The 15,405-nt window shown below is 66.8% G+C and carries 14 protein-coding genes; 8 read left to right on the forward strand and 6 right to left on the reverse strand.

Annotated elements, in window-relative coordinates; genetic code table 11:
* The first annotated feature begins 51 nt into the window (after positions 1–51).
* Entirely contained in the window at positions 52–960 is a 909-nt protein-coding gene (locus J0J01_RS19435) for an ABC transporter substrate-binding protein (protein ID WP_296383585.1), read from the forward strand.
* Here the strand turns inward: J0J01_RS19435 and J0J01_RS19440 are convergent.
* Both J0J01_RS19440 and J0J01_RS19445 read right to left on the reverse strand, forming a co-directional pair.
* Positions 950–1,477, reverse strand: coding sequence for a hypothetical protein (locus tag J0J01_RS19440; RefSeq protein WP_296383587.1), 528 nt, complete (start codon positions 1,475–1,477; stop codon positions 950–952). The genes J0J01_RS19435 and J0J01_RS19440 overlap by 11 nt on opposite strands.
* 3 nt (positions 1,478–1,480) lie before the next feature.
* Positions 1,481–2,620, reverse strand: a complete 1,140-nt coding sequence (locus J0J01_RS19445; protein ID WP_296383589.1) for a phytanoyl-CoA dioxygenase family protein — start codon at positions 2,618–2,620, stop codon at positions 1,481–1,483.
* Between the two features lie 79 nt (positions 2,621–2,699).
* Here J0J01_RS19445 and J0J01_RS19450 point away from each other — a divergent pair, with 79 nt between their 5' ends.
* Positions 2,700–3,164 (forward strand): hypothetical protein, encoded by a 465-nt coding sequence (locus J0J01_RS19450; protein ID WP_296383591.1) that lies wholly within the window; start codon positions 2,700–2,702, stop codon positions 3,162–3,164.
* An 11-nt stretch (positions 3,165–3,175) separates the two neighbouring features.
* Positions 3,176–3,430: a hypothetical protein gene (locus tag J0J01_RS19455; RefSeq protein WP_296383592.1), complete on the forward strand. Its 255-nt coding sequence runs from the start codon at positions 3,176–3,178 to the stop codon at positions 3,428–3,430.
* Here the strand turns inward: J0J01_RS19455 and J0J01_RS19460 are convergent.
* Positions 3,417–5,012 carry an ABC transporter substrate-binding protein gene (locus J0J01_RS19460; protein ID WP_296383595.1) on the reverse strand — a complete coding sequence of 532 codons (1,596 nt, stop codon included), beginning with the start codon at positions 5,010–5,012 and terminating at the stop codon, positions 3,417–3,419. The two genes, J0J01_RS19455 and J0J01_RS19460, sit on opposite strands and share 14 nt — an antisense overlap.
* Positions 5,013–5,125: 113 nt before the next feature.
* Positions 5,126–5,968, reverse strand: coding sequence for a choline/ethanolamine kinase family protein (locus J0J01_RS19465; protein WP_296383597.1), 843 nt, complete (start codon positions 5,966–5,968; stop codon positions 5,126–5,128).
* 40 nt (positions 5,969–6,008) lie between these two features.
* On the opposite strand from J0J01_RS19465, the gene J0J01_RS19470 reads away from it, so the two are divergent.
* Positions 6,009–7,703 carry a thiamine pyrophosphate-dependent enzyme gene (locus J0J01_RS19470; RefSeq protein WP_296383599.1) on the forward strand — a complete coding sequence of 565 codons (1,695 nt, stop codon included), beginning with the start codon at positions 6,009–6,011 and terminating at the stop codon, positions 7,701–7,703.
* A 144-nt stretch (positions 7,704–7,847) separates the two neighbouring features.
* Here J0J01_RS19470 and J0J01_RS19475 read toward each other — a convergent pair whose 3' ends face one another.
* Complete coding sequence (locus tag J0J01_RS19475) at positions 7,848–8,696, reverse strand: enoyl-CoA hydratase (RefSeq protein ID WP_296383601.1); 849 nt, start codon at positions 8,694–8,696, stop codon at positions 7,848–7,850.
* Positions 8,697–9,380: 684 nt separating this feature from the next.
* Positions 9,381–10,715 carry an extracellular solute-binding protein gene (locus J0J01_RS19480; protein WP_296383603.1) on the reverse strand — a complete coding sequence of 445 codons (1,335 nt, stop codon included), beginning with the start codon at positions 10,713–10,715 and terminating at the stop codon, positions 9,381–9,383.
* A gap of 267 nt (positions 10,716–10,982) precedes the next feature.
* On the opposite strand from J0J01_RS19480, the gene J0J01_RS19485 reads away from it, so the two are divergent.
* The 4 genes from J0J01_RS19485 (at position 10,983) to J0J01_RS19500 (ending at position 15,380) form a co-directional block, all read left to right on the forward strand.
* Positions 10,983–12,158 carry an extracellular solute-binding protein gene (locus J0J01_RS19485; protein ID WP_296383605.1) on the forward strand — a complete coding sequence of 392 codons (1,176 nt, stop codon included), beginning with the start codon at positions 10,983–10,985 and terminating at the stop codon, positions 12,156–12,158.
* Between the two features lie 4 nt (positions 12,159–12,162).
* Positions 12,163–13,098 (forward strand): sugar ABC transporter permease, encoded by a 936-nt coding sequence (locus J0J01_RS19490; RefSeq protein ID WP_296383606.1) that lies wholly within the window; start codon positions 12,163–12,165, stop codon positions 13,096–13,098.
* A gap of 24 nt (positions 13,099–13,122) precedes the next feature.
* Positions 13,123–13,971 carry a carbohydrate ABC transporter permease gene (locus J0J01_RS19495; protein WP_296383608.1) on the forward strand — a complete coding sequence of 283 codons (849 nt, stop codon included), beginning with the start codon at positions 13,123–13,125 and terminating at the stop codon, positions 13,969–13,971.
* 107 nt (positions 13,972–14,078) lie between these two features.
* On the forward strand, positions 14,079–15,380 hold the full coding sequence (locus J0J01_RS19500; RefSeq protein ID WP_296383610.1) for an extracellular solute-binding protein: 1,302 nt from the start codon (positions 14,079–14,081) through the stop codon (positions 15,378–15,380).
* Positions 15,381–15,405 lie beyond the last annotated feature (25 nt).

Here is a 15,405-nt window from a genome sequence, read left to right on the forward strand (position 1 = left end):
CCCCAAAGTCCTTGCCGGCTTAGCAGCGGCCCGCGCATCCTGTCGACCGTCATGGCCATCACCCTTCAAGAGTCCCTGCGCGCGGTCTTCTACGCGCCGTTCTACGCCGCCCTCGCCCGCGGCGCGTTCGATGCCGAAGGCGTCGAGATCGAGTTCGCCAGCGCGCCCCGACCGGGAGACGCCGCCAAGCGGCTGATGGAGGGTGCGGTCGATGTCTGCTGGGGCGGCCCGATGCGGGTCAACGAGACCTATCACCAGATGCCGGGCTGCGACATCGTCTGCTTCGGCGAGGTGGTCGGCCGCGATCCCTTCCTGCTGATGGGCCGCCGGCCGCCGCGCGACGGCTTCACCTTGGCCGACCTGAAGTCTGTGAAGCTCGCGACGGTGAGCGAGGTGCCGACGCCATGGTTGTGCCTGCAGCATGACCTGCGGCTCGCCGGCATCGATCCCGCCAGCATCAGCCGCGTCACCGACCAGACCATGGCGCGCAACGTCGAGGCGCTGAAGGCGGGCGAGGTCGACGTCGTCCAGGTGTTCGAGCCTTTCCCTAGCCTGCTGCTCGCCGACAAGGCCGCGCACGTCTGGTACGAGGCGGCGCGCCGCGGCCCGACCTCCTACACCACCTTCTACGCGCGACGCGGCACGCTGACCGCGCGGCGCGACGAGCTCACCCGCATGGTTCGGGCGATCGCCGCGACCGAGACGTGGGTGGCCGGCGCCTCGGGCGCCGCCATCGCCCGCGCCATCGCGCGCTACTTCGCCGATCTGCCGATGACGATCCTCGAGGCGGCGTGCAGCCGCTACAAGACGCTCGGCATCTGGAACGCCGACCCGATCCTGCCGCGCGAGAGCTACGACCGGCTGCGCGACAGCCTGGTCTCGGGCGGCTTCGTCTCGCCCGGCGTGCCGTTCGAGACGGCGGTCGACAACAGCCTCGCCGACGGCATTCTCAAGGCTTAGGCGCCTCGCCCAGCCAGTGGGGCCACAGCCCCTTGCGGGCCTGGCGCGAGATCGATTCGAAGTGGGCGATCTTGGCGCTGGCGTCCTTGTCCCAGGGCGGCGGCGCCTCGAGGCCGAAGCCGTAGGCGAACCCGTCCTCGACCAGCCGCACCGCCAGGTCGTGCGGCTGCGCCTTGGAGCCCGCCGGCCATTCGGCCGTCACGGTGCACTGCGCCAGCGCGCGGCACTCGCGGTCGAAGGCGACCAGGCGGCAGGAGACCTTGTGCTCGGCCGAGGTCAGCATGTCCTCGAGCGCGGCGCGGGCGCGCATCGCCCCGACGCCCGGCTCGTTGCCGAGAGCCGGCGCCCGGATGCCCCACAGCTTGAGCGGCGGCTTGAGGTCGATGCCGGCCAGGGTGTCGCCGGATACGGCGTAGGCTGGGCCTTCCCAGATCTTGGGTAGCTGGCCGCAATTGGTCTGGGCGGCGGCCGGCACGGTTGCCAATAACAACCCGGCGAGGAACGCATGGGCTTTCATGGCTCAGATGCTGAGATCGAGCAGGTTGTAGTCCGTGATGCCGGCCTTTGCCGCCGCGTCCCAGCGATAGGTCAGTCCTTCTCGCGCGTGCGGCTGATAGACGAACGGCGTCTCGTCCGGGAAGCGCTGGCGGCGGGCATCGATGCCGTAGCCGATCAGCCGCGCGCGCTCGCGGATGCGGTCGGCATCGTAGGTCGCCACCGCGTTGTGGATGCCGCCGGCCTTCACGCCCAGCACCGACCTGCGGCGATGGAAGCCGAAATTCACCGTCACCCGCCAGTTCGGGCTGGTGTTGGCGAACGAGCCGTGCAGCGCCTGGCGGTTGGTCATGGCGACGTCGCCCGGCGCGCAGATAATCGGCACCGCGTCGGGCAGCCGCTCGGTGCCAGCCTCGGCGACCAGCTCCGTGATGTCGATCCGGCCCCGCTTGTGGGAGCCCGGCACCACCCACACGCCGTTGGCGGCGGTGCAGCCATAGAGCTGGCCCATGAAGTTGAAGCCGTGGATGCCCTCGTCCCAGTCCGGGCTGTCCCAGTGCGTCGTGCCATCCTGATGCCACGCCACCGACGCGCCCTTGCCCGGCTCCTTGATCCACAGCGCCTCGTTGAACGGCGCGAAGTCCGGGCCGTTGATCGCCGCCGCGACGCCGAGCAGGCCGGGATGGCCGTAGACCCTGAGCGACGCTTCGGAGAACTGCAGCGAGCCCAGGATCAGGAACACGACCTCCTTCGGCAGGTTCGCAGCCGCTAACGGTTCGTGCATCTTGACCGGATGGCGGCCGTTGGCCGCCGAGGTGCCGCCCCACGGGTCGCTGAGCGGCCGCGCCCAGTACAGGTTCGGACCGGAGCAGCCCGCGCCCAGCGCCGGCCGGCCCTTGGCGTCGACCGGGGCGTCCTTCTCGACCGGCAGGCGGTCGAGGATGTCGTGCAGGTCGCGCTCGATGTCGCCGAGCTCGTCAGGCCTCAGCACGCCCTCGAACACATAGAAGCCGCACCGCCAGTAGGCCTCGACGATCTCGGGGTGGAGCTCGCCCGCGGCCGTGAAGCGGATCGGCCCGCGGTTGCCCAGGCTGGCGGCGCGGCGCTCGCCGGCACGCAGATACGCCTGCATGGCGGCCTCTTCCGGACCGTAGTCACCGTTCATTGTGGCTCCTCCGCCACAGGAGAATAGCTTAGCAGGCCCAGCGGGAACATTGGGCCAGCGAGCGGCGTTTTGAGAGCAAATGACCGTCCCTTTCCGCACTTTCGCCCTGTTCGGAGCCGCCCTGGGGATGCTGGCCGCGGGCTACCTGCTTGCTCCGGCGCCGGGCGCGTCCAGGTCCCTGGCCGCGCCGGCAACCAAGGTCGTGCCGCCGGCGGCGCCCAAGCCGGAAACCACCCTGGTCGCCGGCCGGCCGCCGGTACCTCTGATGACCCCGGCGCGCCAGACCGCGACCGTGGAGCGGACGATCGATTCGTCGTCGAGCGACAAGCCGACGGTCGACTTGGGCACCTCCAGCACCAACCCGCCGGACCCCAACGACCCCAAGGATGACGGCAAGGCCAGGCAGGCCATCGAGTTCGACGGCTACAAGAACGTGCGCGGCCTGGTGAAGGGCCCCGACGGCAGCTGGCGCGGACGCGCCATGCGCGGGCGGACCGAGATCGCGGTGAGGGTCGATGCGAGCGGCAGCGTCTCAGCGGAGTGAGGGAGAGTCCGATGTCCGACTATGATCCCAATCGCACAACTGTCGTCACCAGCAACGGCGGCCTGTACTTCGTCGTCGGCATGCTCGTGGTCGCCGTCCTGATCGGCGCCTACATCCTGATGGGCACGCCGGGCCTGCACACCCAGGTCGCCAACGCGCCGGCGGGCGGCGGCCAGAACGTCGATATCACGGTGCAGCAACCGGCCAACCCGGCGCCTGCGACGCCGGCAGCCCCGGCCCGGCCCGAGCGCGCTACTCCACGCTGACCGAAGTCAGGTCGACGAACCACGACTGCGGCGACACGAACCCCTTCACCTTCTTGCTGAAGGCGCGGGGGTTCAGGTCGTGGACGATGAACAGCCACGGCGGGTTGTCGACGATCCGCTGATGGGCGGCCGCGAAGTACTTGAGGGCCGTCGCATCGTCGCTCGCCTCGGCGAGCTTGCCGAACGCCTCCTCGAATTGGTCGTCCGACCACTGCTCGAAGTTGAAGCCGTTGGGTGAGAAGTTGGCCTTGGCGAAGTAGCGGAACATCGCGCCGGGATCGCTCGACGGCGACGACACGTTGAGCGCCATCGCGCCATTGAGCGAGGGGCTGTCCGGCGTGGCGCGGCCGGCAGTCAGCAGCACCTGCCATTCCACCGCCTCCACCTTCACGTCGACGTTGCAGGCCTGCTTGAGGTTCTCCTGCAGCGCCTCGTTCATCGGCAGCGGCAGCATCTGGCCCGAGCCCGAGGTCGAGATCATGACCTTGAACGAGAGAGGCTTCTTGTCGGAGTAGCCGGCCTCGGCCAGCAGCTTCTTTCCCTTGGCCGGATCGAAGGTGTAGCGGTTCTCGGGATTGCCGAAGGCCGGGTCGCCGGGCTTCAGCCAGCCGACCGACGGCTCGGCGGTGCCGTTGAGCAACGCCACGATGGCGTTGCGGTCGATGCAGTAGTTCAGCGCCTGGCGCACGCGCACGTCCTTCACCGGGCTGTCCTTGGCCGCCATGTTGAGCAGCCACGGCCAGACGTGCGGATAGGAGCCGGTCGAGATCACGAATCCCGCCTGCTTGAGCGACGGGATGCCGTCAGGCGGCGGCACCTCGATCCAGTCGGCCTGGCCCGAGCGCAGCGCGGCGAGCCGCGTGTTGGCCTCGGGGATCGGCATCAGGATGACCTTGTCGACCTTGGCCTTGCGACCCGCGTCCCAGTAGGCGTCGTTCCGCACCAGGGTCACGGACTGGCGCGGCACGATCGCGGAGATCTTGAAGGGGCCGGTGCCGGCAGGACCGAGCGCCGCCGCCTTGCCCCAGTCCTTGCCGCCCTTCTCGAACGAGGCCGGCGAGGTGAACAGCAGGTACGGCACCATCCACTGGAAGAACGAGGCGACCACGGTGGTGGTCATCGACACGGTGTGGTCGTCGATCTTCTTCCAGCTCACCAGCAGCGGCAGGCGGGCGCGGCTGATGCCGGCAGCCGGCGGCTCGAACTGCGGCGCATCCTTGTTGAAGAAGCGATCGAGGTTCCAGACCACGGCATCGGCGTTGAAGTCGGTCCCGTCGTGGAATTTCACATCTTTGCGCAGGTGAAAGATCCAGGTTTTCTTGTCGTCGGGCGCCTGCTCCCACTTCTCGGCGAGATGCGGCACCAGCTTGACCGGTCCGGTGGTCGTGAGATCGAAGCCGATCAGGCCCTGGAAGATCGGAAAGCCCAGGAAGCGCATGCCCTCGAAGCCGTTGTTGGGCATGCCCGAGGTCGTCGGGATGTCCGACGCCGTCATGGCGATGCGCAGCGCCTTTTCCTGAGCCAGTGCGGGTGACGCGCCCAGCACGCAGGCAGCCAATAAGGTCAACAGACGGCGTTTCATGCAACCCCTCCACTTCGCGGGAGAGCGATGCAAGACGCGGGCCTATTTGTCGTCCTGAGCGCAGCGAAGAACCTCATCGCCACTTGTCGCCGGCATGAGATCCTTCGCTTCGCTCAGGATGACAAAAGCTTCTCGAAGCGGCGCAAGTATTCGCGAGCATGCGCCTGGTAGTCGATGCCGGGCGTCTTGAGATGGATGTCCGACACCATCGCCCACAGCGCCTCGCGCAGGGCGCTGGCAGCCTTCATGGCGGCGAAGGCGTCCTTCAGCCCGGGATCGACGGACGCGCCGAAGTAGGCCGCCAGCAACCGCTCATCCTGCGCGGCATCGAACTCGCCGTTGGACGAGAGGTTGGCGAGATCGAACATCGGCGTGCCGAAGGCGCCGTACTCCCAGTCGATCAGCCACAGCCGCTTGCCGTCGTCCATGAAGTTGCCGGGCAGCAGGTCGTGATGGCCGAACACGATCGGCAGCGGCACCTGGCGATGCTCGAGCGCATCGGCCAGCGCGAGGTACTTCGCATCGGCATTCGCCGAGCGCACGTAGTCGCGGATCACGTGGAACACCCAGAACATGTTGGACGGCCCCTGCAGCTTGCGGCCGACCTCGCGATGGCAGGTCTTCAGCAGAGGCACGAGACGGTCGAGGTTCTCGCGCATGTCCGCCTCGTCGAAGGTGCGGCCATCGATGAAGCGCAGCACGGTGATGGCCGGCTCGACATGCACGACCTCGGGCGACAGGCCGGCCTCGAAGGCGGCGCGCGACGCCGCCCGCTCGCGGTCGCGGAAGACGTGATGCACCGGGATGTCGCCGCCGCAGCGCACGACGAATTTCTCGCCGCGATCCTCGGCCACGAAAGAGAGGTTGGTGAGGCCGCCCTCGAGCGGCGCCAGGGAAACCCTGCCTCGCCAGCATGACAGGCGTGCGATCCTGTCGAGAAGAGCGTCATCGGCCATACGCTATGCTAGCGTGGAGATCTTCTGGGAGGAAACGACGATGCCCGACGCGCCCATCTCCAATAGAGGCGTCACCAACACCATCGCCGGCCGCGACGCGTTCCTGCGCGTGCTGAGCGATGAGGGCGTGGTGAAGATGTTCGGCAATCCCGGCACCACCGAGCTGCCGATCATGCACGCCCTCTCCTCGGCGCCCGAGATGGGCTATGTGCTCGGCCTGCAGGAGGCCGTGGTGATCGCCATGGCCGACGGCTACGCCCGCGCCTCGGGCAGACTGGTGTCGTGCAACGTCCATGTCGCGCCTGGCCTCGGCAACGCCATCGGCTCGATCTACACCTCCCTGATGTCGGGCACGGCGATGATCGTCACCGCCGGCCAGCAGGAGCAGGGCCACGGCCTCACCGAGCCCCTGCTCTACGCACCATTGGTGCCGATCGCCCAGCCGGTCGTGAAATGGGCGGTCGAGGTCAACCGCATCGAGGACCTGCCGCGCATCCTGCGCCGTGCCGCCAAGGTCGCGACCACCGCGCCGACCGGGCCGGTGTTCATCTCCCTGCCTGGCGACATCCTGAACAACGAGGCGGCGATCGACATGGGCGCCACGACCCGCGTCGACACTGCCGTGCGGCCGAGCGATGCCGCGATCGAGCAGCTCGCCAGGCGCCTGCTGTCGGCCAGGAACCCCGTCATGCTGGCCGGCCACGAGATCGTGACGTCGGACGCCTTCGCCGAGGCGGCCGAGCTGGCTGAGACGCTGGGCGTGCCGGTGTGGCACCAGACGGTCGGCCACGGCGCGCACTTCCCGAGCGAGCATCCCTGCTACCTGGGCGCCCTCAACCGCGACCAGAAGCGGGTGCGCGGCATCCTGGCGGAGCACGACCTGATGCTGTGCGTCGGCGCCGACGTGCTGCAGATGTCGGTGTGGAGCGAGGTCGAGCCGCTGCCCGAGACCACCAAGGTGGCGATGATCGGCTTACGCGACTGGGAGATGGGCAAGAACTTCCCGGCCGAGATCGCGCTGCGCGCCGACGTCAAGGAGACGCTGAAGGCGCTGATCCCGGCGCTGAAGGCACTGGGCGGCACGGCGCTGGCCCAGAAGGCGCAAAGAATGCGCGCTGCGCTCGAGTCGAGGAACTGGAGCGCGCAGCGGGCGCAGCGGCTGGGCACGCTGCAGGCGCCCAAGGCCGGCGAGCCGCTGCCGGCGGACTGGGTGATGGCGCGCATCGCCGAGGCGATGCCGAAGGACGGCATCCTGGTCGAGGAAGGCCTGACCAGCGCCACGACGCTGCCCGCCTTCTACCCCTACCGCGACCGCAAGAGCTTCTTCGGCAATGTCAGCGGCGGCATCGGCTGGGGCATCGCGGCGGCGGTCGGCGTGCAGATCGCTGAGCCGACGCGCCGGGTGTTCGCGGTGATCGGCGACGGCAGCGCGATGTACTCCATCACCGCGCTGTGGAGCGCCGCCAACCAGAAGCTGCCGGTGATCTTCCTGATCATGAACAACGAGGGCTATCAGATCCTCAAGAACCGGCTGAAGCTGTTCCACGGCAACGACGCGCCGATCGGCATGGACTTCAACGATCCGCCGATGAACGTGACCAAGATCGCCGAAGGCTTCGGCGTCACGGCTGAGCGCGTCGATTCGGCCGAAGGCTTCAACGCCGCGATGAAGCGCGCGCTCGCGAAGACCGATGGCCCCACCCTGCTCGAGGTCATGGTGAAGAAGGTCGGCTAGAGCGTGATGAGTTGAGTCCGAGTCGGAAATTCCTCTCCATTCATATGGGGAGGCGTCGGCGTCTTACGCCGACGGAGGGGTCATGAGCACCGCTCGAGCGCAACAGACCCGCGGTCTATCACCCGCTGACATCGGACGGTCGTTTCAGTCGGCCGCCTTCTCGTGCTTCTTGATCGCCGGCATCAGGCCGGTCGGATCGACCAGCCTGCCATGCGCGATCATGTTGTGGGCGTGCGCCAGGTGATGCAGCGCGAACGAGGTCTGCATCGCGTTGAGCCGGCCCTGCGCATCCTGCGCCGCGTTCACCGCCTGCTTGACGAGCTTGAGCGCGAACAGCGGCTTCTGGGCGATGCGCTCGGCCATGGCTGTTCCGAAGCTCTCGAGCTCGGCGCGCGGCACGACGTGGTTGACCATGCCGAGCCGATGCGCCTCCTCGGCCTTGATCCAGTCGGCGGTGAACAGGAACTCCTTGGCCTTGCGCACGCCGAGCTCCCAGGGATGGGCGAAGAACTCCGCGCCGCCGACGCCCATCGCCACGGTGTGGTCGAGGAACTCGGCATCGTCGGCCGCCACGATCAGGTCACAGGGCCAGATCAGCATCAGGCCGCCGGCGATCACCTTGCCCTGCACCAGCGCCAGGGTCGGCTTGGGGATGTTGCGCCAGCGCTCGCAGAAGCCGACATAGATCTCCTGCTCGCGGGCATACTGCGCCTCGGCGCCGGGCTTGCCGAAACCGGACCAGGTGCCGACGGTGTCGTGCTTGCGCATGTTGCCGTGGCCGTCGACCTCGCGCAGGTCGTGGCCCGAGGAGAAGTGCGGGCCGTTGGCGCTGAGCACGATCACTTTCACGGCATCGTCCTGCGCGGCGCGGTCGAAGGCATCGTTGAGCGCATAGAGGAGCGCGGTGTCCTGGGCGTTCCGCGTCTCCGCCCGGTTCAGCACGATGCGGGCGATGCCCGACGGCAGGGCCTCGTAAAGGATGGGGTCGGCCATGGCGTTTCTCCCGCTGGTTGGCGGACGAGGATAACAAAATTGGGACATCGGCGGCGGTCCCTTGATCGGCCGGCCGCAGGTCACACATCGCCGGCGAGATCTGACGGACCCTCGAATGACCTGGTTCAAATACTTCGACACGCTGGCGGCGACGCTCGGCATCGGCTGCCTGATCGGCCTCGCCCTGTCGGCTGTGATCATATATCTCTGATCGGCGCCGCGCCTTTTTCTTCGACCTGAAAAGAAAATCCTGCCGCCGACCAGGCCGCGATTGTCCGGCAATACGCGATGCTGGGCTCGTGTGACGCCGAATTGCGCGCAGCGGCGACGTCATTACGGGCAATGGAAGAGGATTCCACGCCTGTAAATGGCCGCGTTTTCGCGCGGCCATTGCCCATAATGGGTCGGCGAGGCGGGTCGGCCCTATGTTGCGGCATGTTCGGACACGACACCCGCAGACAGCCCGGCGCAATTCACGCAACTAGCGCTGCTGCGCACCCCATTCCGTGCGGTCGCTCTGAGGGGGTTAGCGCAGTTTCCGAGGTTTCCGCTACCCCCTCCCAGCGCTCCGAGCGAGTTGGCGCAGTTAGCGCTAGTGCGCTACCACCGCAGAAGGCCATCGGCTCGGCCGCACGCAGCGCTCGGTGCTGCGTGCGGCCAGCCGTCGCCGATGACGGCGACTTGTTAATTGCGCATGAAGCCTTCGAGCTCCCCGGTCGCCCAGGTGAGCGTCTTCTCGATCGCCTCGCCGCCGGCGTGCCGCACCGCCATCTGGCACTGCAGGCTCGCCGTGTTGATCTGCTCGGCGATCTTGTGCGGCGCCGGAGCCGCGGCGACCGACAGGATCTGGTGATTGTGCGGATTGGGGTAGTGGTAGAGCGTGCCCTTGGGCGGCTCCGCCTCGGCCCACACTTTCAGGGTCGTCAGCTTCTCGAACGACGGCAGGTCGTAGCCGCCCGAGGCGACCACCATCTTCTCGATCGCCACCGGCGTCGACAGGTGCATGACCAGGCTCTTGGCCGCCGGGATGTTCTTGCTGAAGTTCCAGATGCCCCAGAAGAACGGTACGAACGGCGCGAAGCGCCCCTTCGGCCCGGCCGGGAAGCCGTGCGTCCAGCACTGCTCGGCGACTTTCGGCGCATCGCGCTTGGCGACCGCCCAGGCCGACGGCGGGTTCATGATCAGCGAGGCCTGGCCCGAGATCAGGAACTTGTTGTTCGAGGCGTCGTCCCAGGCCGCGACGTCGGGCGGCAGGAACTTCATCATCCTCTTGTAGAAGTCGAGCGCCTGGCGGACGGCGTCGCTCTTGGCGACGATGTCGCCCTTCTCGTTGACCAGCATCGCGCCGAACGAATGGAAGATGGCGCCGATCGTGTCGGTGCTGTCGCCGGTGTTGCCGACGCCGATGCCGAACGGCTTGCCGCCCTTGTGGCAGGCCTCGGCGGCCTTGAGGAAGGTGTCGAGCGTCCAGTTGTCGGCCTTGGGCGCCTCGCCCGCGGGATACATCGCCTGGACGTCGATCCCGGCGAACTGCTTCATGTAGTCGATGCGCGAGCACGGGCCCTTGATCTGGCTGCCCACCGTCGCCGGAACGGCGAGCCACTTGCCGCCGATCTTGCCGAGATACTCGACCGTGCCGTTGACCTTGCCGTTGGTCTTGATCAGCTCGTCCATCAGGTCGTTGACGGGCACCAGCTGCTCGGCATAGCGCGCCGGCAGGAACGAGGTGAAGGCCAGGATGTCGTGGCCGGTCTTGGCTTGGGCTTCCGCCGCGCCGGTCAGCAACAGCTTGTTGGCCTGCGTGGTGATGAAGTCGACCTGGACATCGACCTTCTCCTTCTCGCTCCATTCCTTGATCAGCGCCGCCGTGGCGTCATTGGCATTGGGCACCCAATGATCCCAGAAGCCGACCGTCAACTTGCCGGCAGCGTACGCACCGCGCACGAACGGTGCGCTCAGGCCGAGCGCCGCCGCACCGGCGACGACTCCTCGACGCGACAGTTTATTGGATCGCAGCATGACATCGCCTCCCGTGAAGGAACGCTTGTGCACGCAACCAGTCGACTACCGAATTTTCCGTTTGGAGGACGACACGTTAGCCGCTGTGCGCTTGCCGCGCCAGATGTGCAGGGGCTATGCTCCGGCCAATTATACGCCGATAGGGAGGCAGCTATGGTTAGCGTATCCCGTGCGTCGCGTAGAGATCTGCTTAAGCTTACCGCGTTGGGCGCGGCCAGCACCCTGGCCGGACCATCCATCGTAAGAGCGGCTCCCAAGCCCCTGACGATGATGCACGAAAGCTCGTTCATCCCGCCCTACGACGCCCACTTCAAGACCAAGATGGCGGCCGCCTACGAGAAGGCGACCGGCACCAAGATCAACTACGAGATCGTGAGCGTCGGCAGCCTGCTGACCCGCGTCACCACCGCGGCCGAGAACGGCACCGGCCCCGACATGACCCAGATCGGCTTCAACTGGGCCTTCCTGTTCAACGAGAAGTTCGTCGATGTCAGCGACATCGCCGACGAGATCGGCAAGGAATCCGGCGGCTGGTACCCCTCCGCCCAGGAGGCCGTGGTGGTCGGCGGCAAGTGGAAGGCGATCCCGTTCGGCAATATCGGCCAGCTGATGAACTGGCGCACCGACTGGTTCAAGCAGGCGGGTTACGAGAAGTTCCCCGAGACCTGGGACGAGCTGCTCGAGGCCGGCATCAAGCTCAAGAAGCAGGGCCATCCGTTCGGCTTCGAGCTCGGCCACGGCTTCGGCGACAACCACGGCTGGCTCTATCCGCTGCTGTGGTCGTACGGCGCCCGCGAGGTCGAGGCCGACGGCAAGACCATCGTGATCGATTCCGACGAGACGGCGCGCGCGGTCGACTACTGCCGCCGCCTCTACAAGGAGACCATGCTCGAGGACTGCCTCGGCTGGACCGACGTCAACAACAACAAGGCGTTCCTGTCGGAGCAGATCTCCTGCACCAACAACGCCGAATCGATCCTGTGGGCGGCCAAGAAGGACTTCCCGGAGATGGCGAAGGTGATCGACCAGTCGCCGAACCCGAAGGGGCCCAAGGGCAGCTTCGCCATGCTGAACCCGCTGTGCCACGCGATCTTCACCCATACGCCGGACCACAAGGCGGCCAAGGACTTCCTGCGCTGGGTGATGAAGCCCGAGCAGTGCGGCCCATGGCTCGACATCGCGGTCACCTACTACCAGCCGTTCCTGCACAAGTACGACGACGCGCCGATGTGGAACGTCGAGCCGAAGAACAAGCCCTACCGCGACACGCTGAAGGACGCGCACCTGCCGGGCTGGCCGGCGCCGCTCAGCCGGGCGCAGTCGGAGACCATCGCCAAGTACGTCGTGGTCGACATGTTCGCCAAGGCGTGCGCGGGCAAGTCGACCAAGGACGTGATCGCCGAGGCCAAGGCCCAGCTGGTCCAGATCTACAAGACGGCCTAGCCGGATGACGGCTGAGTCGCTCGCGTCGGTCGCAGCGCATCGGCGGCCAGCGTTCTCGCTCGGACGCTGGCTGGAGCGCGGCGGCGTGTTCGCCTGGCTGATGGTGTTGCCGCCGGTCCTCTTCCTGGTGGCGCTGGTCGGCTATCCGTTCTTCTACGGCATCTGGCTCAGCCTGCTGAACCGGCCGGTGGCGGCCACCGGCACCTTCGTCGGCCTCGACAACTACATCAACGCCTGGAACGACCCGGTGTTCTGGCAGGTGGTGCTCAACACCTTCGTCTACACCGCGGTCGCGACCGTGCTGAAGATGGTCGGCGGCCTCGGCCTCGCCCTGGTGATGAACCAGGACTTCCGCTTCAAGAACCTGACGCGCGCGCTGCTACTGCTGCCGTTCATCGTGCCGACCGTGCTGTCGACCATCGCCTGGCAGTGGATCCTCGATCCCGCCTTCAGCGTGGTGAACTGGACGCTGGTCGCGACCGGCCTGGTCGAGAAGCCGGGCCCGAGCTGGCTCGGCAACCCGCATCTCGCGATGGCGTCGCTGATCGTGGTCAATGTCTGGCGCGGCCTGCCGTTCTACGCCATCACTCTGCTGGCCGGCCTGCAGACCATCTCGCCCGAGCTCTACGAGGCCGCGACCATCGACGGCGCCGGCACCTGGGGCAAGTTCCGCTACGTCACCCTGCCGCTGATGAAGCCGGTGATCTTCATCGTCACGATGTTCTCGGTGATCTTCACCTTCGCCGACTTCCAGCTGATCTACGTGCTGACCAAGGGCGGGCCCGCGAATGCCACCCACGTCTTCGCCACCTACGCCTTCGATATCGCGATGGGCGGCGGCCAGTTCGGCCAGGGTGCGGCGATCGCGCTGACCATGGTGCCGCCGTTGGCACTCTTGATCCTCGCCATGGCGATCTATCTCAGGCCCTCCAAATCATGAGGGGCAAATCATGAGGGGCCAGACATGACCGTCGAGCGCCGCGGCTTCCATGTCCGCTTCCTCAAGCTGTGGCTGCCGCTCGGCGTGTCGCTGATCTTCGCGCTGTTCCCGTTCTACTGGATGGCGATCACCTCGCTGAAGACCAACCAGGAGCTCTACAGCCGCAAGGTCATGCCGCTGGTCGTGCATAACCCGACGCTCAAGCACTATATCGACCTGATCACCGAGACCAACTTCCTGGAATGGACCTGGAACACCTTCATCGTCGCGGTGATGTCGACGGCGATCTCGCTGATCTTCGGCGCCATGCTGGCCTATCCGCTGGCCCGCATCCGCTTCGCCGGCGCCGCGCTGGTCTCGTTCGCGATCGCCGCCACCTACCTGGTGCCGCAGCCACTGCTGTTCGTGCCGCTCGCCGACCTCATCAACAAGCTCGGGCTGGGCGACACGCTCACGTCAGTGATCCTGACCTATCCGACCCTGCTGGTGCCGTTCTGCGCCTGGCTGCTGCTCGGCTACTTCCGCACCGTGCCGAGCGATCTCGAGGACGCCGCCCGGATCGACGGCGCAAGCCGCCTGCAGACGCTGATCAAGATCGTCCTGCCCCTATGTGGCCCGGGCTTCATCTCGGCCGGCATCTTCGCCTTCACCCTGGCGCAGAACGAGTTCCTCTACGCGCTGATCTTCCTGACCAAGACCGAGGTGCGCACCGTGCCGGTCGGCGCCGTCGCCGAGCTGGTGCGCGGCGACGTCTTCTACTGGGGCCAGCTGATGGCCGCGGCCTTGCTCGGCTCGATCCCGGTCGCCATCATCTATTCCTTCTTCGTCGAGCACTACGTCGCCGGCCTGACCGCCGGCTCCGTCAAGGGTTAACGGGCGTAGCCGTCAGCAAGCGTTGAGCAGTTGCCGGGCGTAGTTCCCAGCGCATCACGACGCGTTCTTCTTTTTCTACAAAACACAAAGTCCCCCGGGAGGCGAACATGACTCGCATCGCGCGGCGTAAGCTTTTGGCGTCCACCGGCGGCCTCGCCGCCATCCTCGCGACCGGACGTGGGCCGGCCCTCGCGCAGGAGCGTTCCGTCCACTGGCTGCGTTGGACCGACTTCGTGCCGGCATCCGACCAGCTCCTCAAGGGCTCATTCACGCAGGAGTGCAAGAAGGCGCTCGGCATCAATCTCAAGGTCGAGACCGTCAACGCCAACGACCTGCAATCGCGCATCACCTCGGCGATCCAGTCGGGCAGCGGCGCCGACATCATCATGGCGTTCAGCAACTGGCCGCAGCTCTATGCCGAGAGCGTGGCCGACGCCGGCGACATAGCCGAGGAGATCGGCAAGGCGCAGGGCGGCTACTACGACGTCGCCAAGCAGGTCGCCACCGTCGGCAACAAATGGATCGGCGTACCGTGGACCTGCGGCGGCGGCCTGATGGCCTATCGCATCTCGTGGTTCAAGGAGGTGGGCTACGACAGCTTCCCCGACACGCTCGACAAGCTGCGAGACGCCGGCAAGAAGCTCAAGGCCAAGGGGCGGCCGATCGGCCAGACCGCGGGCCACACCTTCGGCGATGCGCCGGGCTGGTGGTATCCCTTCCTCTGGTCGTTCGGCGGCAAGGAGGTCGAGGCCGACGGCAAGACCGTGGTCCTGAACAGCAAGGAAACGGTCGAGTCGATCAAGTACGCCGTCGCGATGTGGAAGGAGACGATGGACGAAGGCGGGCTCGCCTGGGACGACACCAACAACAATCGCGCCTTCCTCAGCCAGACCATCTGCACCACCAACAACGGCGCCTCGATCTACATCGAGGCCAAGAAGAAGCCCGACACCTACAAGACCGAGAAGGGCACGCCGATGTGGGAGGACATCCAGCATGCCGACATCCCCAAGGGTCCGGCCGCCGGACCGTTCAACGTGCCCGGCACCTTCACCGACATGCTGATGGGCTATTCCAAGAACCAGAAGGCGGCCAAGGACTTCCTGCGCTGGGCGCACACCAAGGAGGCGTTCGACCCGTGGTTCACCTCGCAGCAGGGCTACAGCTGCGGCGCCACCAAGATGTGGGAGACGCATAAGGTTTGGGACGCCGATCCCGTCCTGAAGCCGTTCCACGACTTGCCCGCCAGAGGCCGGCTGGTCGGCTATGCCGGCCCGCCGAGCCGCAAGGCCGCCGAAGTGGTGACCAAGTACATCGTCGTCGACATGTACGCCAAGGCGATCCAGGGCATGGCGCCCGAGGAATCCGCCAAGTGGGCGCACAGCGAGGCCGCGAAGGCGTACGCCTGACAGACCACTGCGGAATGGGCGCAGG

Origin of the sequence: Reyranella sp. (assembly GCF_017305915.1) — a bacterium.
In the GTDB taxonomy this organism is placed as follows: domain Bacteria; phylum Pseudomonadota; class Alphaproteobacteria; order Reyranellales; family Reyranellaceae; genus Reyranella.

Bases quoted from the DNA above. Each gene is read 5' to 3' on its own strand.
- J0J01_RS19475 (WP_296383601.1), bottom strand. From the start codon at position 8,696: ATGGCCGACCCCATCCTTTACGAGGCCCTGCCGTCGGGCATCGCCCGC.
- J0J01_RS19465 (WP_296383597.1), bottom strand. From the start codon at position 5,968: ATGGCCGATGACGCTCTTCTCGACAGGATCGCACGCCTGTCATGCTGG.
- J0J01_RS19435 (WP_296383585.1), top strand. From the start codon at position 52: ATGGCCATCACCCTTCAAGAGTCCCTGCGCGCGGTCTTCTACGCGCCG.
- J0J01_RS19460 (WP_296383595.1), bottom strand. From the start codon at position 5,012: ATGAAACGCCGTCTGTTGACCTTATTGGCTGCCTGCGTGCTGGGCGCG.
- J0J01_RS19490 (WP_296383606.1), top strand. From the start codon at position 12,163: ATGACGGCTGAGTCGCTCGCGTCGGTCGCAGCGCATCGGCGGCCAGCG.
- J0J01_RS19500 (WP_296383610.1), top strand. From the start codon at position 14,079: ATGACTCGCATCGCGCGGCGTAAGCTTTTGGCGTCCACCGGCGGCCTC.
- J0J01_RS19495 (WP_296383608.1), top strand. From the start codon at position 13,123: ATGACCGTCGAGCGCCGCGGCTTCCATGTCCGCTTCCTCAAGCTGTGG.
- J0J01_RS19470 (WP_296383599.1), top strand. From the start codon at position 6,009: ATGCCCGACGCGCCCATCTCCAATAGAGGCGTCACCAACACCATCGCC.
- J0J01_RS19485 (WP_296383605.1), top strand. From the start codon at position 10,983: ATGATGCACGAAAGCTCGTTCATCCCGCCCTACGACGCCCACTTCAAG.
- J0J01_RS19480 (WP_296383603.1), bottom strand. From the start codon at position 10,715: ATGCTGCGATCCAATAAACTGTCGCGTCGAGGAGTCGTCGCCGGTGCG.
- J0J01_RS19450 (WP_296383591.1), top strand. From the start codon at position 2,700: ATGACCGTCCCTTTCCGCACTTTCGCCCTGTTCGGAGCCGCCCTGGGG.
- J0J01_RS19445 (WP_296383589.1), bottom strand. From the start codon at position 2,620: ATGAACGGTGACTACGGTCCGGAAGAGGCCGCCATGCAGGCGTATCTG.
- J0J01_RS19440 (WP_296383587.1), bottom strand. From the start codon at position 1,477: ATGAAAGCCCATGCGTTCCTCGCCGGGTTGTTATTGGCAACCGTGCCG.
- J0J01_RS19455 (WP_296383592.1), top strand. From the start codon at position 3,176: ATGTCCGACTATGATCCCAATCGCACAACTGTCGTCACCAGCAACGGC.